Genomic DNA, 20,752 nt, shown 5'->3' with positions numbered 1-20,752 from the left:
GGTATAGAGTAACTATTTTTTAGTTACAAAACTAATTGTATATTTGTATGAGCAAAATAGAGAAGCTATTCTTTAATTAAACAACAACTTAATCAGCACTATGAAAAACTATTTTGAATACGAAGGATATATAGGCTCTGTAGAGTTTAGCGCAGAAGACCGTGTTTTTTTTGGCAAAATACACGGAATAAATGATTTAGTAACTTTTGAAGGGGCTTCTGTGAATGAGTTAGAGTCAGCTTTTAAAGACGCTATAATCGATTACTTGAAAACCTGCAAAGAATTAGGAAAAAAACCCAACAAAACATACAAGGGTTCTTTTAATGTAAGAGTTTCTGAAAAGCTTCATCAAGATTCTGCACTGCTAGCTAAAAAGAAAGGCGTTAACCTTAATGAACTTGTAAAAGCTTCTTTAAGCTACATGGTGCAACATGAAGAATTACTCGATAAGGAAACCCTGTATGCATAAACACAGCCTTACCCCTTAAAAAAAGCGTAAAAAGAAAGTTCAATTGCTTATTTTTAAAAAATGATACATGCGAACCTCCTTTTAATTCTTGCATTGTTTTTCGCTATGGCTCTTCTTTTCTTGTTGAGTCAGCACTGGAAAATCTCCTATCCCATTTTTCTTGTCATTGGTGGTCTGGGAATTAGCTTTATCCCTGGCATTCCTTCGATAAACATCAATCCTGATATTGTATTCCTTATTTTCTTACCGCCCTTGTTATTTGAAGCGGCATGGTATACTTCATGGAATGAGTTCTGGAAATGGAGAAGATCCATCTTCTCTCTTGGATTTGCTTTAGTTTTAATCACCTCCCTTGCCATTGCCTATTTCTCGGTCAGCATTATACCGGGCTTTACATTAGCATTTGGCTTTTTACTAGGCGGTATCATCTCTCCTCCAGATGCCGTTGCTGCGACTTCGGTTTTAAAAGGCCTTAAAATGCCTAAACGAGGACTAACAATACTGGAGGGCGAAAGTCTCGTTAATGATGCAGCTTCTTTAACCGTATTTAGATTTGCTTTAGCGTCTATATTAACGGGACAATTTGTGCTCCAAAAAGCAGCTACCGACTTCTTTATTTTAGCTGTAATGGGTATAATAGTAGGATTAGCTATTGCCCACTTGCTTTATATTGTATTAAGGTACTGGGCAAAATCATCAAGCATTACCACTCCGATTACCCTAATTGCCCCTTACCTGATGTATATAGTAGCAGAGGAGTTCCATTGGTCGGGTGTACTGGCTGTGGTTAGCGGTGGACTATTTTTATCATTCCGATCTGGTGATTTTCTAAACTACCATACCCGTATACAAGGAAAAGAAGTTTGGGCTACAGTAGGTTTTCTTTTAAATGGTTTTGTATTTATCCTCATTGGATTAGAGCTGCCTGTAATTGTGAATGGATTGGAAGGTTATTCTATGGGGGAAGCGATTAAATATGCCCTAATCATTAGCTTAATTGTGATCATTGTCCGAATCGTTTTGGTCTATGCTTCCGCCTTTATTCCAAGGTTTTTAAGTCCACGAATCAGAAAAAAAGAAACTAGCCCAGGTTTTAAGCTTCCGTTCATCATAGGTTGGGCAGGTATGAGAGGTGTAGTTTCTTTGGCCTCCGCATTAGCAATTCCCCTCACCTTAAATACAGGCGAGCCTTTTCCACATCGCAATATGATTTTATTTATCACTTTTGTGGTGATACTGATAACACTTGTATTTCAAGGATTAACACTGCCTATTTTTCTTAGACTCTTAAAAATCGAAGAAGTAGACGAGCATATCCCTGAAGATGAGCAGATGGAATCGATCCGTTTACAACTGGCTAAGGATTGTGTAAGTTTCCTGAACGACAAATACAGCTCAGAAATGAGTCAATTATAAACTATTTCCCGAATTAAAGAGCAGCTTGAGAGAAGTATAAATGCTACGGAGCGCACCTTGCTTGAGCAAACTCAGAAAGAAGAGGTTACATCGGTAAGAAAACTATACAGAAAAATTATGCTGGAATTGGTTACTTTAAGAAGAAAAGGGCTGAAGAAAATGAAAGCTACAAAGAAATATGACCACGAAGTACTGAGAGATATGGAAGAGAATCTTGACCTTGAAGAAGCAAGATTAAACAAACACTAATAGCAATTTAACTGGCAAAACTAAATGGAAAATTATAAACCAGTACGTTTTTCGGAAACCGTACTTACAGAATTGATGATTCCCGCTTATGCCAACTTTGGCGGAAAGATACATGGGGGCACTTTACTTTCCTTGATGGATAAGGTTGCTTATGTCTGTGCAGCAAAACATGCTGGCAATTACTGCGTAACCGCCTCTATTGATACCGTTAATTTTTTAGCGCCTGTTGAAGTTGGAGAATTGGTATCCTTAATGGCTTCTATAAACTATGTAGGAAACACATCGGTGGTAGTGGGGATACGAGTAATTTCTGAAAACGTTAAAACTAACGCGGTTAAGCATACCAACACCTGCTATTTTACCATGGTGGCCAAAGATGACAATAATCAACCCGTGCAGGTACCGGGCCTGATATTGGAAAACAGGGAGCAGGTAAGACGGTTTATCGAAGCTAAAAGTAGAATCGACATTAGGCGACAATACCGAAAGGACTTGAACGATGTAAATATTCCGGAAAAAGACGAACAATGTAGGCTATTACTTGTTGGAGAGCGTTGCCAAATAGTTGAGAATGAGTTTAGCAGTACGTCCTGATGCTCCAGCTGTACCCATTTTTGCAGAGAGCTCATTATAATCACTAAGCATCTGAGCTCTTTCGGCCCCATTTAGAATCCCCTTAAGCACACGGGTAATATTGGTCGTATTACAATCATTCTGGATCAACTCCGTAACTACAGCCCTATCCATGATTAAATTAACGAGGGATATAAACCTGATTTTGACCAATGCCCGCGCTATCGCGACAGAGATAGCACCGCCACGGTAAACTACAACTTGGGGCACATGAAACAAAGCAGTTTCAAGTGTAGCTGTACCTGATGCAACAATTGCCGCTTTGGCTACATGAAGCAGGTTATAAGTTTGTGCAAAAACCAGTGTCACATTATCCGTTTTAATAAACTGTCGGTAATAAGTCTCGTCAAAACTCGGTGCCGCAGCAACCACAAAATGACAATCAGGGAAACTTTGTGTAACACTAAGCATATCCGGGAGTAATCGCTCTATTTCCTGTTTACGGCTACCAGGCAACAAGGCAATAACATCCTTTTCAAGCTGGTATTTTTTGCGGAACTCAGAGTCCGGGGTAAACTGGGCAATTTCATCCAGCAATGGATTCCCTACGTAATCAACCTCCATCCCCCAGCTCTTATAGAAATCAACTTCGAAAGGCAAAATACAGAACAGCTTATCAACTATCCGTTTTATTTTAAGTACGCGTTTCTGGTTCCAAGCCCAAACCTTTGGTGAAATATAGTAGCAAACCTTAATGTCATTCGCCTTAGCAAACTCCGCAATTTTTAAATTAAAACCCGGAAAATCAATAAGAATTAACACATCTGGTTTATAAGCCAGTATAGCAGCCTTACAGGCCTTTAGGTTTTTAAAAATGGTGCGTAGATTTAAAAGCACTTCGGTGAAACCCATAAAGGCCATTTCCGCATAATGCTTATCCAATACTCCACCTTCGGCCAGCATTTTATTGCCCCCATAATACCTAAATTCGGCATTTGAATCTTCCGCCTTTAGCGCTTTCATTAAATTAGCACCGTGCAAATCACCTGAAGCTTCTCCTGCTACTATATAATACCTCATTATTGGGTTATTTTATAAAAAAAGAATGCAAAGGCCCAAAGAAAAGTAGCACTGATAATGCCACGGCCAATATTGTCCTTATTTAATTTAAAAAAGTAATGCATTAGTCCCGCATTTACAGCAATACATCCGATCAATAATAAATCGGCCTTTGCCAAAAAAGCAAACTTATGCATCAGGTACCAAACTATAGCAAGTAAGACTCCGGGTATTAGTAATCCGATACCCAAGCCTGTAAATACAGAATCTTTAATTTGTGCTAACCGATTTCCTAATGTCATAATTATCCAAGTGAAGGCCCATCGGGTGCAGCTACAACAGCAGGAGGAACATCGAAAGTCCAGCTGTTCAATACCGGGATAGCGTGATGCGCAGTAAGATCAAACTGTACCGGAACTACCGATACATATCCATTATCCAATGCCCATACGTCTGTATCCTCACCCTTATCATTGTTTTGGAATACACCAGTAAGCCAATAATAGGAGCGATTGTGCGGATCTTTACGTTCATCAAATTCTTCAGCCCATTTGGCATTCGCCTGTCTGCAAATTTTAATACCTTTCAAGTCGGCCCCATTAGGGAAATTCACATTTAACAATGTGGCCTGTGGCAATCCATGTTCCAGTACCTGTAAGGCAATAGTTTTGATAAATCTTTTACAGTGACTAAAGTCTGCTTGCTCAGAAAAATCATCTAATGAAAAACCTACTGATGGAATATTTTCGATTGCACCTTCTACGGCTGCCGACATTGTCCCAGAATATATTACGTTGATAGAATTATTTAAACCATGGTTGATACCAGATACACAAAGATCAGGCTTTTTACCTTTAAATATTTTATTTACAGCCAGCTTTACACAATCCACCGGCGTACCCGAGCATTTGTACATTTCTACACCTGGGTACAGATCAACCCGGTCAAAACGCAATGGTTTTCCTATAGTAATGGCATGTCCCATACCCGACTGCGGCCCATCAGGTGCCACAACCACCACATTTCCCAACTCCATCATTACCTCAATCAGGTTTTTAATTCCTGGTGCTGTAATACCATCATCATTCACTACTAAAATATTGGGTCTTGAATTTTCTTTCTTCATGTGTGTATATTAATATGCCATATTCACCATTCTTGATGAAATACTTAACAAACTACTTTTGTAGCTGTAAAAGTACAAGAATTCGAACAAAAAGTTTAGCATTCAACTTATATTTGAAATGAGTTACGAAAACTATAGTAGCTTAAAAAACTAACAAATAACTTATTCTAATGAAAAAAAATTTACTGTTGCTTGTCTGTTTGCTGATAACAGGTTCGAGCTTAATGGCGCAATCCGCCTACCAATGGAAAACGGCATCATCAGGAGGCTACACCTATAAGTACGTAACTAATGACCCTACAAAAGCCCGTTTCTATACCTTAAAGAATGGACTAACAGTAGTACTTTCGCAAAACACCAAGGAACCAATCATTGAATTTCGTCTTGCGGTAAGAGCGGGTAGCAACAACGATCCCCATACGGCAACAGGTCTAGCCCATTATCTGGAGCATCTATTATTTAAAGGAACGGATAAGTTTGGCACCATGGACTTTGCTAAAGAAAAACCATTACTAGATAAGATTTCGGCACTTTATGAGCAGTATCATGATACTACTGATCCTGCAAAACGCAAAGCGATTTATGCTGAGATTGACAAAACATCAGGCCTGGCCTCTAATTACTCTATTGCCAATGAGTATGATAAAATGATGAAAGCAATTGGCGGTCAGTCTACCAATGCCCATACCTGGTACGAAGAAACAGTTTACAATGAGGATTTCCCTGCCAATGCTACAGATCAGTTTCTTGCGCTTCAGGCCGAACGTTTCCGCAATCCAATCTTCCGTATCTTCCACACTGAGCTAGAAGCCGTATACGAAGAAAAGAACCGTGGACTAGATGACGATTCCTGGAAGATAAATGAGCAAACTGGAGCATTGTTGTTCCCGACTCACAATTATGGACAACAAACCACGATTGGGACTATTGAGCATTTAAAAAACCCATCACTGGTAGAGATCGGAAAATACTATAACAAGTATTATGTACCCAACAACATGATCATTGCTTTATCTGGTGATTTTAATCCAGACGAGATGATTAAAAAGGTAGACAAATCGTTTGCCTATATGAAACCAAAGCCGCTTTCTCTTTACAATCCAGCTCCTGAAAAACCGCTTACAAAGGTACAGAAGGTAGACATCTACGGCCCTAGTGCAGAAAGTGTAAGACTATCCTATAGAGGATTTGCGCAAAATACCACACAGAGCATGCTACTGGATTTGATTTCCAGCATTCTATCTAATGGAAAAGCAGGTTTATTGGATATCAACTTAAATAAACAGCAAAAAGTTTTAGGTGCGGGTGCCGGCTACCAACAGATGAAGGATTATGGCATTTTCACGCTCTCGGCACAACCTAAACAAGGACAAAGCCTGGAACAGGCACAGCAATTATTGCTGGACCAGATTAACATCCTTAAAAAAGGAAACTTTGATGAAAGTCTGATTAAAGCGACTGTGGCAAATAGTAAGCTCGGACTTTTGCAAGCTTTCGACAAAAACGACTTCCGCGTTGAGAGTATCACCAATGAGTTTATTCTTAACCGCGGAGTAAATTGGGACAAATCATTAGGCAGTCCTGATGCGATGGCCAAAGTGACTAAGAAACAAATCACAGACTTTGCCAATCAGTTTTTTAAAGACAATTATGTTGTAGTCTACAAACACAAAGGTGAAGACAAAAACATTGTTAAGGTTGAAAAACCAGTTATCACTCCGGTAAACACAAATGCTGCTGAGACATCAGACTTTGCAAAAAACCTACAATCAATGCCGGTTAATCCTATTTCCCCTAAATTTTTGGATTACAAAAAAGATTTAGATTTTGGAAAATCAGGCATTGCTGAGGTTATTGCTGTTCAAAATAAAGACAATAGCATCTTTAACCTAACCTACCGTTTCGACATGGGTGCATGGAACAATAAGTTACAGCCTTATGCTGCTCAATACTTAACTTTTTTGAGCACAGATAAATACACTGCAGAGCAGATTAGCAAAGAGTTTTACAACATTGCTTGTAACTATAGCTTTAACGTAGGTAATGAAACTACTTCTATTACCATAACTGGACTGCAGGAAAACTTTGACAAGGCGGTGAGTTTGGTTGAGCATATTTTTGCCAATTGTAAGCCTAATGAGCAAGCGCTTGTGGAACTTAAAAGCCGCCTCTTAAAATCAAGAGAGAACAATAAGCTCAACAAAACCGCAATCCTTAATGGGTTAACAAGTTATGCACAATATGGCGCAAGTAATCCTTTTAACCATACAATGAGCAACGAAGAGGTGAAAAACATGACTTCAGCTCAATTGCTGGATATTTTACATAACATTAACAACTACAAGCATACCATTACCTATTATGGTCCGCAACACCTAAACACATTTACCACAACTATTGGTAAATTACATAATCTACCTAAGGAATTCAGTCCTGAGGCTCCTGCTAGTAAATTCTCTTATGCCAACAGCACGGAAAATCAGGTTTATTTTGCTGATTACGACATGGTACAGTCAGAGATCCGTTGGGTGCGTAATGGCGGTTTATACACGCCTACCTGGACACCTAAGGTAACTTTATTTAACAGTTATTTTGGCGGCGGTATGGGCTCTGTAGTGTTCCAAACCATAAGGGAGTCGAAAGCACTGGCTTATTCCACTTTCGCGGTATTCTCTGCTCCAGACAAAAAGGAAAAGCAATATGCGATGGTAGCTTATGTGGGCTGTCAGGCTGATAAGATGAATGACGCTGTTAAAGGGATGAACGAATTGCTGAACGTTCTACCTCAGACTGATAAAGCTTTTGAGGCTTCGAAATACAATGCATTAAATGCGATTGAAACGAGTAGAATTACCAAGGATGATATTATTGGTGCTTATTTTACCGATAAAAAAATAGGCTTCGACCACGATTCTAGAATCGATGCTTATGCTGGCTTAAAGCCATTGACGTTTGGTGATATTAAATCATTTCATGAAAAGAATGTAGCCAACAAGCCTTATACTTATTGTATTGTTGCTTCAGAGAAAAATGCAAAACCTGAGGACATGCAGAAGTTTGGACCTCTTACCAAATTATCACTTACACAGATTTTTGGTTACTAATCCTAAATAAAAACAAAAGAGGCCGTATTAAAGCAATTTAATACGGCTTCTTTTGTACAATCGGATTCCTTATCCTAACTTTAGTCAATGCGCTACTGGTTAAACCTCATTTTAGGGCTCTTAATATTTTCCGGTCATGTTGCTTTTGCGCAGCAAGAACAGCCGTTATTGGTCGACCCGCTGGCCAAACAGCTTTACCTGTATAAATTAGCCAATCCCTCCCCCCGCCTCTTTGTTCACTTTGACAAGAACATATATACCAACAATGAAACAGTATGGTTTACTGGTTACCTTTTAACAGAACGAGAAGCTAATATTAGTAAACACAACATCATGTCTGTTGCGTTGATAAGAAATTCGGACAGTTTAGTTGTTAAACACCAAAAGTTTCTAATGGCTACGAGCCTATCTTTTGGAAGCATGGTACTCCCCGACTCCATGTTAGCCGGTGATTATCATCTTTTAGCGAGTACTAACAGAGTTTCAAATGGCGTTCCAGAGGCTATCTTTATACAACCCATAATGATAAAGACGAATATCAATCCCAGTTTTAATGCCGGCTTAAAAATACTGGAGCAAGGGATTATGGGCGTAAAACCAAATCAGGTTTTACTATCCGCAACCACCAGGGATGCTCGATTTTTGTCACAGCCAGTTGAGGTCAGTTACCACTATGGTCATCTCTCTAAAAAAACTAAAACCAATTCTTCAGGCGAGGTAATTTTAAAATTAGATGAACAAGAAGACATTCCCGATCCTAATGTTTATGTAAAACTGAAATACGGTAGTGACAGTAGCTTTTTAAACCTTAGTCTGCCTGTTACAAAACGCAGGGCCAAAGTTGGCTTTTATGCTGAAGGGGGGAACTTAATTAATGGGATTCTGGGCCGTGTTGGTGTCGAGGTCAAAGACCAACAACTTGCAGTTGTTTCTCTAAAGGCCCAACTTTACAAGGATGATACAGTAATTGATACTATTGAAACGGATAGTTACGGGATTGGGAGCTTTTTATTAAAGCCAGAAAAGGGAAGTAGTTACAGAATAAAGCTTTTACACTCAGGTTTTACGGATACTAGTTACTTGCTGCCGCCTATTTTAGATAAGGGGATTGGTATTTACATTTCCGAAGCAGCAGTAAGAGACACGCTCATTGCAAAGCTCAGAACATCCCAAAAGGAAAACCTGTTTATTAGGGTTCATAATTTTAAAGAGACGTTTATTTACAACCATGTAGATGCACAAAACCCTCAAATGACCTTAATCATCCCACTGGAAACAGTCCCCCTGGGTCTCAACACATTGACCATTTCTGATAGCTTGGGCAGACCTCTTGCCGAGCGTATGTTCTTTGCACATTACAATCCTACACCAAAACTCACAATTTCATCAGACCAAAAGGTTTATGAGCAACGGAAAAAAGTAACACTGAAACTACGGCTAGGTGATTCGGATAGTCTGGCAATCGTATCTGTTGCCTGTGTACAAGAAAGGCGCATATCGTCAAAGCTTAACGTCGACATAGAAAGCTATACCTATTTAGCAAGTTCACTGACTGCTTTACCTCCTTATAATACCACGAGAGGTTACGAAGACCCGAAGTATATGGACAATATTTTATTAGTAAAAGGTTGGCGCAGATATACCTGGCAGGATGCCATGAAAACAAAACCATCAGATACTATAAAAAGCTACGACAATACGACGCTGTCTCTTCAAATCACGGGCAAAAAACAACCAGTAAATGAGCCCCTTCAGATTGGTATTTTAAGTTCTTCGGGAATGAAACTTTACCATACTGATAACCGAGGTTATTTTGAATTTAATGCATCTAACCTTGCGGCAGAAAAAGAAAAGCCGGTTTATATATTCCTGGGAGAACAAAATAAGAACCGATACTTGTTATCCATAAATGATCCTTATGCAAAGCTGAACAAAAGCTATTTAAATTTATTTGGGCCGAAGTATAGAGCTGTTCCATCATCAGTTCAAAATAACAATGTTTTATCCCTTAAGGGCAATGAAACTGCAATAAGGTTGAAAGAAGTACAAATCACTTCTGGAAACAGCAATAACACTAACTCCCCCAAAGGTCCAAATAATTGTGGCGATTATGTGTGCAGCTATAATATATTAAACTGTTTCAACCATGTAGGTGATCCAAACAATAGACCTCCTGTAGCTGGAAAAAGTTACCATATGAGCGGGGGTGGATCAATAATATATCAAGCCTGTGAAACCGTCACGGTTAATCCTGGAATGGTACTTATGGACGGTGTTTATTCAAAAAAAGAATTTTACGTAAACGATTATGCCGAACCTTTAGAACCGGCATTTGCATCGACCATATACTGGAGTAATGGATTATTAATAAACAAGGAAGAGCGGGAAATTACGTTTTACACCAGCGATATTACCGGTAAGTTCAAGGTAATCGTACAGGGATTGAGCAGCAAAAACGTACTGTATGGAGATTATACTTTTGAAGTAAAAGGGAAATAGTGATTAGCCATTTCCCTTTTGCTTCATTTTATTTTAACTGTCCTGCTTTTTCAACAATTTCAGTTACTACCGTCGGATCTAGCAGCGTACTTACATCACCTAGATTACCGGTATCACCTTCGGCAATCTTCCTTAAAATGCGACGCATAATTTTACCAGAACGAGTTTTTGGTAAGCCTGATACAAATAATATTTTATCCGGTTTGGCAATAGCACCAATAACTCGGGTTACGGTTTGTAAGATATCTTTTTTAGTCAGATCCTCATCGTTGTGCACATTAGGATTGATCACAAAAGCATAAATCCCTTGTCCTTTAACATCATGTGGATAACCAACTACAGCACTTTCAACCACACCAGCATGCATATTAATTGCATTTTCAACTTCTGCAGTACCAATTCTGTGTCCTGAGACATTGATCACATCATCTACCCGACCTGTAATTCTGTAATATCCGTCCTCATCCCTTAAGCAGCCATCACCAGTAAAGTAAAGATCTTTATAAGTAGAGAAATAGGTGAGTTTACAACGCTCATGATCACCATAAGTGGTACGTAACATTCCAGGCCATGGGAATTTAATACACAGGTTACCGTTTACACCATTACCTTCGATCTCATTACCTTGTTCATCAACCAAAATTGGTTGTATTCCTGGCAGTGGCAAAGTAGCAAAACTTGGTTTTGTAGGGGTAACGAAAGCAATTGGAGAGATCATAATCCCGCCAGTTTCCGTTTGCCACCAGGTATCTACGATTGGGCATTTACTTTTTCCAATGTTCTCATCAAACCAGTGCCATGCTTCTTCGTTAATAGGCTCACCTACTGATCCTAGAACTCGTAATGAGCTTAAGTCAACACCCTTAAGCGGTTCCTCTCCAAAGCTCATTAGTGAGCGAATGGCCGTAGGTGCAGTATAAAGAATATTTACTTTGTGTTTCTCTACAACCTGCCACATTCTTGACGCGTCAGGATAAGTTGGAATTCCTTCGAACATCAAGGTCGTAGCACCTTGCGAAAGTGGACCGTAAACGATATAAGAGTGTCCCGTGATCCAACCGATATCAGCCGTACAGAAGAATACTTCATCTGGCTGGTAATTGAATACATTAGAGAAGGTATATCCGGCATAAACCATATAACCACCAATGGTATGTACTACACCTTTAGGTTTTCCTGTTGAGCCCGATGTATATAGAATAAACAACAGATCTTCTGCATCCATTTCTTCAGCCGGGCAATTGGTATCAACCAATTTAATTTCATCTTCCCACCAAACATCTCTGCCTTTCAGCATCGATACAGCCATACGGGTGTGGGTTAAAACGATTACCCTTTCTACTGTTGGACAGCCAATCAGGGCATCATCAATCACCTCTTTTAATTGAATTTGTTTGCTTCCTCTAAACGCGCCATCAGCGGTAATCACCACTTTACATTCGGCATCGTTAATACGATCAGCAATAGATTTGGCAGAAAAACCGCCAAATACTACAGAGTGGACAGCACCGATACGTGCACAAGCCAATACTGCAACTGCGAGTTCAGGAACCATTGGCATATAGATACATACTCTATCGCCCTTTTTTACGCCGTTCTTTTTTAAAACATTGCCAAAACGACAAACTTGTTCATGTAAGATCTTATAACTTAAGGTGACGCTCTCTTTTTGTGGATCGTTTGGCTCCCAGATAATGGCCGGTTTATCTCCATTTTCTGCTAAATGTCGGTCCAAACAATTCTCAGTGATATTTAACTTCGCACCTTCAAACCATTTAATATTAGGTTCAGAAAAATTCCAGGACAAGACTTTATTCCATTTTTTTTTCCACTGAAAATTATTGGCAATCCCTTCCCAAAACTGTTCCGGGTAATCTACACTATACTGATATGTTTTTTGATACTCTTCAAATGATTTAATTTGCATGGTTTAATTGGTTTCGGTACTAAAGTTCAAATATAACTTTATTAAAAAGCTAACAAAACTTTTATAGAATCTTTTACATAGTGTAAATAGTGTAAAAAACAGTAATTATCGTTGCTTTGTCGGACTTTCCTTTACTTTATAGGACATCTTTACCTAGTTTCTAAAAGGGTAGACAATGCAATCACACATCAAACTTCATTTAGCAGGTGGTAGATCGGTAGCGCTAACGCCTGATGCACTTACTCAACTTAGTGCTATGCCTTTACGAATGGCAAAAGCTGAAAAAATCAAAATTAACGAGGGAGATATTATTATTCAATCTCTTAGTCATTACCTGGCCTATGTCGAATTGTTCGAGTATACGCTTACACAAGAGTTCAAGATTGATTTTTCGGTTAATAAACCTGCATTTTTCATGTATGTTAATCTGAGACAAAACTCCTGTTATTTATGTTATCGATCTGAAGGAAAATACAAAGAAACACTCCCTGCGGGAGTTCATCAAATGTTATTGATCACCTTTAGTCCGGAATGGTTAGTCTATAAAAGTGAAAAGCTACCAGAATTAAAATCTTTGATAACATTCTTCAGTAATTCGCAAAGGCAAAACATCACCCTTCCTTCCTTTGGTATCGCTAAAAGTCTATTTAATTTACTAAAAACTACAGACATGAAAGCTAACCAAGTAAACATGGACACCAACACTTATGTTTTCATCGATAATTGTGTGACCAAATATTACAACAAACTTATCGGTCGAAATACCACCAGTCAATACCACCAGCATAAGGCTACTGCCATTGCCAACTTTATACAGGAGAACTTTACATCTGAAAAAGCAAGCAGTGCTCCTGAACTTGCAGACCGATTTATGGTATCGGAAAGAAGCCTTGCGCGACTGGCAAAAATAGCTTTCGGAATCCCGCTGCGTGAGCAGGTTATCAAATTGCGAATTGATTTGGCGTTAGAATTGCTTTCAACAACCAATAAACCTATAGGTGAAATAGCCAGATTAAGTGGTTACAAAGAACCACATTATTTTAGTAAGGCTTTTAAAAAACACGTAGATAGCTCTCCAAAATTCATTAAAAGGCCATACAAAAATATGGCCATGCTGGAAATGCAGGGGTAGATTTTTGCCATCAATTCTCGATTTTTTTTTGGCAAAAATCTCCATTTTTTATAAAAAAAATGTGCTGCACCTTTGGATTATCAACCAATAACAATAATCGATATGCAAATTACATTAAACAAACAACCTGGCTTGCACATATCTGCTAAAACCAGAGAAATCATCGTAGACATTACGGTTTATTTGTTCATTATACTTTTCATGTATACCGCAGCAAGTAAAATACTAACGGTAAAAGCCTTTGCTTCAACACTGGCAAAATCACCTTTAATTGGTAGCTATAATATGATTGTAGCCTATGCGGTTCCGATCATAGAAATTATCATCAGCGTCGTCCTGATCTTTCCCTTGGTAAGAAAAGTAGGATTATATGCTTCCCTTTTATTGATGACGGCATTTACAGCTTACCTGGCTTATATGGTTTTGTCAGGGAGCAAATTGCCTTGTCATTGCGGAGGAGTAATCAGCACCATGACCTGGCAGCAACATATTTGGTTCAATCTAGGGTTTGTTGCACTGGCAATTATTGGTTTAACCATAAGCAGAAAAAAGAAATAAAGAATTTACGCGCGTGATTCAGGTAAATAAGGTAGCCTGTTAAAATAAATACTTTGGGGACTTATTAAAACAAAAAAAAGATGAACAAGATTAAAAAAGCAGCATTTGGTGTTCTTATAGCTGGACTCGCATTTGGATTCAGCGCATTCACCACAATAAAAAAACGTTCCGTTTATCATTACTATCAGGTAGACAATCCTTACGCAACACCTAGCAGTCCTGTAGGCTATGCTTATTTCTCAGGAGACAGGTGTGAGCCAGGAGGTACTGTTTGCTCATCACAATGGGATATCGGTAGCAATACACCTCCTGCTACTGATGGGGTACCTCTGCCTCTTTCAGGAGTAACTTTTCAAAGTAGTTCAGTCATCAGTGGTCATTTTGAGTAAAAAAAATAAAAGGAGATTGAACAATCAATCTCCTTTTATTTTTTTAACGCTCATTCTGCTGTATATCGCTCAACCTAATCTCTTCTTCATCAATAGGGAAAACATATTTTTTATCATTTGGCAGTAAACTATAAGAAATCCCATTCAGGACTCTGGTTAAAGTAACCGCAAATCTGGAATCTCGGTTTAGCCTTCGTAAATCGGACCAACGAATTCCTCGGAACACCAGCTCTTTTCTACGTTCTTTTAGGATATAATCTAATACTGTATTAGGGTTTGTACTGATCAAATCCAGATAAATACCATTCCATCTGCTTCTCCGTAAATGATTCAGGTCCTCTAATGCTAATCCGGGTTTTCCATTTCTTGCATTACACTCCGAACGGATGAGATACATTTCATCAGTAGCCAAACCTCCGAAAAGCGTTTTATCCCCATTATAACTTCCTTTAAAAGTCATCCCATTCGCATTCGTAGTGAAAAAGACAGACCTACGACAATCTCCAATAGCATAGTCATTGTATAATTCTGGCACTACAGTTAGTAGTGAAGCTTTAAATATTCCATATGTGAATGTGCTATGAAAAATCACTTCGGCGTTAAATCTTGCAATTGGAAATGGCACAGCACTATTCAATTTTGTGTAATCCATCAAATCAGACTGAATCTGTAAAGTCAGATCAGCGTATACTCCAGCTTGTTCATAGTTTTCCATCACCAGGTAAGTTCTTGCCAGTAAAGCGTAAGCAGCTTCTTTAGAGGGGCGAGTTTTGTACTGAGACTTAGTTCCTAGTAGATTAGCCGCTTCTTTTAAATCAGCAATGATCCGATCATAAGTTTGCTGAAGATTGCTGCGCTTCAGTTTTATATTTACATCATACTCTAGCCTTAATGGCAATCCTAGATCCGCATTTGCAGTACTAGAATTATATACTACGCAGTATTCCTGAGCCAGATTAAAGAAATCAAAAGCACGAAAAAACAGTGCACCTCCCTTTACATTGTTCCAATCCTGCTGCTCAGTCATTCCTGGCTTTACTTTTTCAATTCCTTCTAGAATTACATTCGTATTTAAAATCCGTTGATAAGCAGATGACCAGTCTAAGCTTTGTTCTCCATTATAAAATCCTGCTGTTGGAGCCCAGATATAAGCTGATTTTTCCTGCACATTAAAAAGAAGCTGCCATCCAGAAAAAGTAATGTAAAAATCACCCGCTCCTATTTCGCCCAAACCACTCGCTTGGTTGATATTGAAAACTTGACTCGTATTATCCAGCAAAGCCTGAAAATCCTTTATGCTCTTTGGAACAACTAATGATTTGTCTGGTTTGGCCTCTAGCCAGGTCTTACCACAGGATTGAAAGAGCAATACCAACAGTATTGAAAATATATAATTCAAATTCTCTTTTCTCATCATAATCTCCCTTTAAAAACTGACTTTAATCCCTAGTGAAAAACTCATAGGCACAGGATGCGCTAAACGGTCATTTGTCCTCGGAACAAGATCTGGATCCAAGCCAAAATCATTTGCCTTCCAAATGACCCCCATATTATTGGCATACAAATAAAGTTGCATTTGTTTTACCGGAATACTTTTCCAATTAGAGTCATCCAGATCAAAACTTAGGCTGATATCTTGCAAACGGACATGGTCACCCCTAGCAATAGTTGAAGAAGAATTCAGATAAAATATGTCCCTAAAGCTGCCTTCCGTGTAATTCGCTTGGGATGGTACATTCGTAAACAGTTCATCACCTGACTTTTGCCAGCGCCTTTCAAAATCCTTGTTCAAGCCCCTGTCTAATCCTAAATGATATATACTGTAATAATTTACAGAGGGCTTTCTGAAATAATAACCTAACTTATAACTGATACTAAAAGCAAACGTAAATTTACGAAAGGAGATTGTATTACTCAATCCTCCAAATACAGTCGGGCGTGCAGCCCCATTATATTCAAGCTCATCCACGGATGTTTCAGCTACTATCCTATTATAATCTTTACTGACCTGGCCTTCTAAATAACCTCGAGGATCACCATTCAAAGGGTCCAATCCGGCAGATCTGTAACTGTAAATACCATAAACAGGTTTCCCAAGTAATGGTTTTGCTACGTAATTATCAAAATAAGAAGCGCCATTTGTTTTAATCACATCGTACAAAGTTACCCAATCATGCACTGTCGAAAACAACACATTCGTTTGCCATTTAACAATCCCATTTAGATTCTGAGAAGTCAATGAAATATCTATACCTCTAGCCTTCATTTCAGAATAATTCCCACGTAATACCTTTATCCCTGAACTAGCGGAAAAAGCCTTATCACCAAGCATATCGGTCCCCCTCTTAAAAAAATAATCTACCTTACCTGAAACAACATTATCCTTAAACCCGAAATCAAGTCCAATATTGGCAATACCTATTTTTTCCCAACGAAGCTCAGGGTTGCCTATGGATAATATGGTCGAAAATGGCAAATTCGTATATACTGCATTTTCAATACTATTTCTAACAGTAGTTATCCCCGTATTACTCCTATCCAGATTCCCGTTAATACCATAAGAGGCCCTTAATTTTAATACCGGTAACCAATTCACCTTATAAAAAGCTTCCCTATCCAAATGCCATAAAGCACCTGCAGACCACAATGGTACGTTCTTCTGATTGGTTTTGACTCCAAAATAATTTGACCCGTCCATTCTCATACTCGCTGATACCACATACTTTTGGTCATAAGTATAGACGGCATTCGCAAATAACGATCGAATTCGATCCAATCTCCCGAAAAGATCACCACCAGTATTTATTTTACCAGTTCCTGAAGGGTTTAGAGTAAAAACAGTCATTGCATCAATTGGAACAGAACTACCAGTGCGCTTATCATAACCATAGTTTATAGATGAGTTTGCTTGTGTATCAAATTCAGAAAGTTCATACCCAGCAATTGCATAAACGGCATGTTTTTGCCAATCTTTTTCATAATTTAATTGAGCTCTGAAATTTTTCGACACAGCTTTGCGCATTGTTTGATACTGAATTGCCCCCAGAGGAATGTTATAGCCACTAACCTGCCCGGCTTGCAAAACGGAATATCGATTGATTGAGTTTCTTGTCAAATTGCTTTCTACTCCTTTTATAAGGTCTGAACTATTTTTAATGTGCTGATATAGATACTTGACCTCTGCTGTTAACCCAGAAAAAACTGTATACTTCAATCCTCCATTTAAGCGTAAATCATTACCTAACACGGTCGTTGGAGGCAACTCTAGTTCATCCAGAGGAACATAGGACCAATCCATAAAACCTTTAGCCATAGATTGTTCATTGAAACCCGTACTATATGAACTTTCGAATACTGTAGCTTTACCATTGGCGTCCTTGAATTGATAATAAGGTGTCAAGTTTGGACCTGAAGTAGTAAGAATTGTACTATCCATTTTACCAATAGTTCTTATATAGTATAATCCTGCCGTTAACTCCAAGTTTTTCAACAACTTTACAGAATGTTGGGTATTTACTGTAACCCTATTGTTTTCATTATTCACAAGACTAGCAAGTGACCTATCGTAACCCGCAGAAAGATAATGACTAGATCGGTCCGTGCCTTTACTCATATTCAGATAATATTGCTGTGAAACAGGGTTTCGGTAGAAATATTTAAGCTCCTCATTTCGGATGTCATTTCCTCGCAAGGCATTAAGCTGTTGCTCCGTTACCGTTGCAGATTGACCTTTCTTTTGTCTATCTAAAATCTTCACAACAGGAGAAACAACTGGAAAGTTAACCTGATCTAGCAATGCGGCATCATATTTCCCATTATTAAACAAGAAGGTTTCTACATCAATAAAATCTTTAGAAGACAAATAATTTGGATTGTACAAAATATCAGGCTTACCAGAAACCGTCAAATTAGAATTAAAAGAGAGTTTCAAGGATTCTTTGTACTTTCCGCTTTTTGTGGTAATCACAATCACTCCATTACCAGCCCGCACTCCCCATATCGAAGCCGACGCGGCATCTTTTAATACAGTAATGTTAGCTACATCATTTGGATTTATGGAATTAAAATCGCCGTTAAAAGGGAAGTTATCTAAAATAATTAATGGTTGATCATTCGCATAAATTGTACTTCTGCCCCGAATCGAGATGTCCAAATTCCCAGAAGTACTATTTAAAGTATTTTTATTGAACAACAGTCCACTGGTAATCCCTTCCAACCTGCTAAAAATATCGGGACTCACTCTGCGGTTTAGCTGGGCGCTATCTACCATTGCAAAACTCCCGGTAACACGTTCTTTCGGTATCCGCTGATAACCGGTGCTTACAATCTCAACCCCAGGAAGGTTAAACTCCTTTTTCTCCTCAGGAACTATTGGTTTATCGTCTACCTTCGGTTTTACCGTTTCAATGGAGCTGGCAACAACCAATTGATCTTTTACGACAATCATTTTATCAACCATGGAATAGGTAAAATGCAACTTGGCAGCGACCTGATCCATTGCCGTTTTAAGCTCCACATTCCTAAAATCAGCATCTATCTGTTGATTTACATTGAACCCTTTTTCATTCCAGACTACACTCGCCCCCGTTTGTTTTCTTATTTCTTTAAAAAAACGCGATAGGGATACGTTTTTCTGCACATAATTTAACTTTTGCGCACGTACAGCTATCCCTAGCAGCATCAATATGAAAACAACCGCCCACTTTTTTAAAAGCATTATTTTAATACAGTAACTCTTCGACCTTCTAATTTAAATTTCACATTTCCGGTCATTTCAAGCATTTGTAATACCTGAGGTATTTTATAAGACCTTACTATGGTACCCCCAATAAGTTCTGCACCGACCTCTTTGTTCTGGAAAACGACTTCTACATCGTACCAACGGGTAACCATTCGCATAATACTTTCCAGCGATGTATTCCTAAATATAAATTCTCCATTTTTCCATGCGATCGCCTCTTCAGCATCTACCTGTCTAACACTTATTTTATCGTTTGTCAAAGTTGCCTGCTCATTAGGTCTAAGTAACACAGATTCTCCCAAATCTAATTCACCTTTTACACCACCCATAAAGTCGAGTGTTGAAGGATCCAAACTTGTTGCCAACATATTATCTGTCGATGATTTCCTAATGCGTACACTTCCTTCAAGTAAAGTGGTCTGCACAGTTTTTTCGTTACTATAAGCATTTACATTAAAGTGCGTTCCCAAAACTTCTATTTCCTGACCATTGCTTACCACTATAAATGGGATCCGGATAGCGGATTGCTTATTACCCGATGGACGTGTAACCTTAGAAATTTCAAAATAAGCCTCTCCATTTAACTCCACTTTGCGCTGAGTCGCGCCTGCAAAAGTTGAAGGAAACTTTAAACTACTGGCGGCATTAAGCCATACTTTACTCCCATCAGGCAATATCATCTGATAATTACCACCCCGTGGGATATTCAGTATCATCTGTTGGCTTTTACTAACCAAACCTGCTGATCCGGCAACTTTACCTCCATCAATATACTGTAACTCATTACCTATTACAGCAACTCCAGTTTCAGTGTCATTTAAGGTAATGTTATCCCCATTTAACAAAGTCAACAGTATTTTTTTTGTACCAGGGATTGCCGCATTATTTTCAACAGGAGGAATCGAATTAACCGGTGTAAAAAACAATCTGTTTAGGCCTAGTAAAACGAATACAACCGCAGCTACCGAACTCAATCCTATCATAAATTGTTTAATTCCTGTACTGCGTAGGGGTCTTTGCTCATTTTCACTACGTAATCTCTTTATGGTAACCAGCGCAGTCCCAAGCTCAAAACTCATCTTATGGGCATCAATATTCCCCATTTTCCCGTTATACCTTAAAAAAGCGCGTAGTTCCTTGTATGTAATCCTCCCTATAAAATTGCCATTATCATACACTGGAAGGTTATCAACCTTCCCATTTTGCATGATGGATAATGCTTCGGCAACCAATTGCCTGGTATATAATTTGATCTGATCCAAGTTTAGAATACGTTAAATTAAAATCCTTCCTCCCACCTAACTCCAAAAGTACCGAATTTTACGATTTAATCATAAATTACTAGCTATAATATTATTACAATTCAATTTGATTATCAAGGTTTTAAAAGAACAACTTCAAGAAGACCATAAAAAGGAAGAAAAATAAATAAAAAAATAGAGCCATTTCAGGGCTCCCTCTAAGATAAATTTGGCACTATGAAAAACCAGCCCCCCCTTTCAACCATCTT

The 20,752-nt window shown here is 38.6% G+C and carries 16 protein-coding genes; 9 read left to right on the top strand and 7 right to left on the bottom strand.

Going from position 1 to position 20,752, the window contains the following annotated elements:
* Nucleotides 1-100 precede the first annotated feature (100 nt).
* From FBD94_RS00515 to FBD94_RS00505, 4 genes are read left to right on the top strand one after another with little or no spacing between them, the layout of a single operon-like run.
* Nucleotides 101-469 (top strand): type II toxin-antitoxin system HicB family antitoxin, encoded by a 369-nt coding sequence (locus FBD94_RS00515; RefSeq protein ID WP_131607332.1) that lies wholly within the window; start codon nucleotides 101-103, stop codon nucleotides 467-469.
* A gap of 60 nt (nucleotides 470-529) precedes the next feature.
* The gene (locus FBD94_RS00510; protein WP_235884328.1) at nucleotides 530-1,885 is read left to right on the top strand and encodes a Na+/H+ antiporter; all 1,356 of its coding nucleotides are present in this window, start codon (nucleotides 530-532) and stop codon (nucleotides 1,883-1,885) included.
* A 57-nt stretch (nucleotides 1,886-1,942) separates the two neighbouring features.
* Nucleotides 1,943-2,134: a hypothetical protein gene (locus FBD94_RS26200; RefSeq protein ID WP_235884327.1), complete on the top strand. Its 192-nt coding sequence runs from the start codon at nucleotides 1,943-1,945 to the stop codon at nucleotides 2,132-2,134.
* Nucleotides 2,135-2,158: 24 nt separating this feature from the next.
* Nucleotides 2,159-2,728, top strand: a complete 570-nt coding sequence (locus tag FBD94_RS00505; RefSeq protein ID WP_136878710.1) for an acyl-CoA thioesterase — start codon at nucleotides 2,159-2,161, stop codon at nucleotides 2,726-2,728.
* On the opposite strand, the gene lpxB is transcribed toward FBD94_RS00505, so the two are convergent.
* From lpxB to surE, 3 genes are read right to left on the bottom strand one after another with little or no spacing between them, the layout of a single operon-like run.
* Nucleotides 2,672-3,787 carry a lipid-A-disaccharide synthase gene (lpxB, locus tag FBD94_RS00500; protein ID WP_131607326.1) on the bottom strand — a complete coding sequence of 372 codons (1,116 nt, stop codon included), beginning with the start codon at nucleotides 3,785-3,787 and terminating at the stop codon, nucleotides 2,672-2,674. The two genes, FBD94_RS00505 and lpxB, sit on opposite strands and share 57 nt — an antisense overlap.
* Nucleotides 3,787-4,068, bottom strand: coding sequence for a stationary phase survival protein SurE (locus FBD94_RS00495; RefSeq protein ID WP_131607324.1), 282 nt, complete (start codon nucleotides 4,066-4,068; stop codon nucleotides 3,787-3,789). The genes lpxB and FBD94_RS00495 overlap by 1 nt, the downstream gene beginning before the upstream one ends.
* Nucleotides 4,069-4,070: 2 nt before the next feature.
* The gene (gene surE / locus FBD94_RS00490; protein WP_131607322.1) at nucleotides 4,071-4,892 is read right to left on the bottom strand and encodes a 5'/3'-nucleotidase SurE; all 822 of its coding nucleotides are present in this window, start codon (nucleotides 4,890-4,892) and stop codon (nucleotides 4,071-4,073) included.
* Between the two features lie 170 nt (nucleotides 4,893-5,062).
* Here surE and FBD94_RS00485 point away from each other — a divergent pair, with 170 nt between their 5' ends.
* Together FBD94_RS00485 and FBD94_RS00480 are read left to right on the top strand one after the other, a co-directional pair.
* Nucleotides 5,063-7,996 (top strand): M16 family metallopeptidase, encoded by a 2,934-nt coding sequence (locus FBD94_RS00485; protein WP_136878709.1) that lies wholly within the window; start codon nucleotides 5,063-5,065, stop codon nucleotides 7,994-7,996.
* Nucleotides 7,997-8,083: 87 nt separating this feature from the next.
* Nucleotides 8,084-10,495 carry a hypothetical protein gene (locus FBD94_RS00480; RefSeq protein ID WP_136878708.1) on the top strand — a complete coding sequence of 804 codons (2,412 nt, stop codon included), beginning with the start codon at nucleotides 8,084-8,086 and terminating at the stop codon, nucleotides 10,493-10,495.
* 28 nt (nucleotides 10,496-10,523) lie between these two features.
* On the opposite strand, the gene acs is transcribed toward FBD94_RS00480, so the two are convergent.
* The gene (gene acs, locus FBD94_RS00475; RefSeq protein WP_136878707.1) at nucleotides 10,524-12,422 is read right to left on the bottom strand and encodes an acetate--CoA ligase; all 1,899 of its coding nucleotides are present in this window, start codon (nucleotides 12,420-12,422) and stop codon (nucleotides 10,524-10,526) included.
* A gap of 175 nt (nucleotides 12,423-12,597) precedes the next feature.
* Here acs and FBD94_RS00470 point away from each other — a divergent pair, with 175 nt between their 5' ends.
* From FBD94_RS00470 to FBD94_RS00460, 3 genes are all read left to right on the top strand, one after another.
* Nucleotides 12,598-13,554, top strand: coding sequence for a helix-turn-helix transcriptional regulator (locus FBD94_RS00470; protein WP_235884326.1), 957 nt, complete (start codon nucleotides 12,598-12,600; stop codon nucleotides 13,552-13,554).
* 102 nt (nucleotides 13,555-13,656) lie between these two features.
* Nucleotides 13,657-14,112 (top strand): MauE/DoxX family redox-associated membrane protein, encoded by a 456-nt coding sequence (locus tag FBD94_RS00465; RefSeq protein ID WP_136878706.1) that lies wholly within the window; start codon nucleotides 13,657-13,659, stop codon nucleotides 14,110-14,112.
* Between the two features lie 80 nt (nucleotides 14,113-14,192).
* Nucleotides 14,193-14,501: a hypothetical protein gene (locus FBD94_RS00460; protein WP_136878705.1), complete on the top strand. Its 309-nt coding sequence runs from the start codon at nucleotides 14,193-14,195 to the stop codon at nucleotides 14,499-14,501.
* A gap of 43 nt (nucleotides 14,502-14,544) precedes the next feature.
* Here FBD94_RS00460 and FBD94_RS00455 read toward each other — a convergent pair whose 3' ends face one another.
* Genes FBD94_RS00455 through FBD94_RS00445 form a run of 3 tightly spaced genes read right to left on the bottom strand, consistent with a single transcriptional unit; the run spans nucleotide 14,545 to nucleotide 20,504 of the window.
* A complete protein-coding gene (locus FBD94_RS00455; protein ID WP_136878704.1) occupies nucleotides 14,545-15,918 on the bottom strand; it encodes a RagB/SusD family nutrient uptake outer membrane protein in 1,374 nt (457 codons plus the stop codon).
* Nucleotides 15,919-15,927: 9 nt separating this feature from the next.
* Entirely contained in the window at nucleotides 15,928-19,218 is a 3,291-nt protein-coding gene (locus tag FBD94_RS00450) for a SusC/RagA family TonB-linked outer membrane protein (protein WP_136878703.1), read from the bottom strand.
* On the bottom strand, nucleotides 19,218-20,504 hold the full coding sequence (locus FBD94_RS00445) for a FecR domain-containing protein (RefSeq protein WP_136878702.1): 1,287 nt from the start codon (nucleotides 20,502-20,504) through the stop codon (nucleotides 19,218-19,220). Before FBD94_RS00445 ends, FBD94_RS00450 begins: the two co-directional genes overlap by 1 nt.
* Between the last annotated feature and the right edge of the window lie 248 nt (nucleotides 20,505-20,752).

It is taken from the genome of Pedobacter hiemivivus, assembly GCF_005144565.1.
GTDB lineage: Bacteria > Bacteroidota > Bacteroidia > Sphingobacteriales > Sphingobacteriaceae > Pedobacter > Pedobacter hiemivivus.
Note: the sequence above shows the minus strand (reverse complement) of the source record. Positions and strands in the feature narration are given on the sequence as shown.

Excerpts from the sequence above, each read along its gene's own strand:
- FBD94_RS00515 (WP_131607332.1), top strand. The coding sequence starts at position 101 with ATGAAAAACTATTTTGAATACGAAGGATATATAGGCTCTGTAGAGTTT.
- FBD94_RS00510 (WP_235884328.1), top strand. The coding sequence starts at position 530 with ATGATACATGCGAACCTCCTTTTAATTCTTGCATTGTTTTTCGCTATG.
- FBD94_RS00505 (WP_136878710.1), top strand. The coding sequence starts at position 2,159 with ATGGAAAATTATAAACCAGTACGTTTTTCGGAAACCGTACTTACAGAA.
- lpxB (WP_131607326.1), bottom strand. The coding sequence starts at position 3,787 with ATGAGGTATTATATAGTAGCAGGAGAAGCTTCAGGTGATTTGCACGGT.
- FBD94_RS00495 (WP_131607324.1), bottom strand. The coding sequence starts at position 4,068 with ATGACATTAGGAAATCGGTTAGCACAAATTAAAGATTCTGTATTTACA.
- surE (WP_131607322.1), bottom strand. The coding sequence starts at position 4,892 with ATGAAGAAAGAAAATTCAAGACCCAATATTTTAGTAGTGAATGATGAT.
- FBD94_RS00485 (WP_136878709.1), top strand. The coding sequence starts at position 5,063 with ATGAAAAAAAATTTACTGTTGCTTGTCTGTTTGCTGATAACAGGTTCG.
- FBD94_RS00480 (WP_136878708.1), top strand. The coding sequence starts at position 8,084 with ATGCGCTACTGGTTAAACCTCATTTTAGGGCTCTTAATATTTTCCGGT.
- acs (WP_136878707.1), bottom strand. The coding sequence starts at position 12,422 with ATGCAAATTAAATCATTTGAAGAGTATCAAAAAACATATCAGTATAGT.
- FBD94_RS00470 (WP_235884326.1), top strand. The coding sequence starts at position 12,598 with ATGCAATCACACATCAAACTTCATTTAGCAGGTGGTAGATCGGTAGCG.
- FBD94_RS00465 (WP_136878706.1), top strand. The coding sequence starts at position 13,657 with ATGCAAATTACATTAAACAAACAACCTGGCTTGCACATATCTGCTAAA.
- FBD94_RS00460 (WP_136878705.1), top strand. The coding sequence starts at position 14,193 with ATGAACAAGATTAAAAAAGCAGCATTTGGTGTTCTTATAGCTGGACTC.
- FBD94_RS00455 (WP_136878704.1), bottom strand. The coding sequence starts at position 15,918 with ATGATGAGAAAAGAGAATTTGAATTATATATTTTCAATACTGTTGGTA.
- FBD94_RS00450 (WP_136878703.1), bottom strand. The coding sequence starts at position 19,218 with ATGCTTTTAAAAAAGTGGGCGGTTGTTTTCATATTGATGCTGCTAGGG.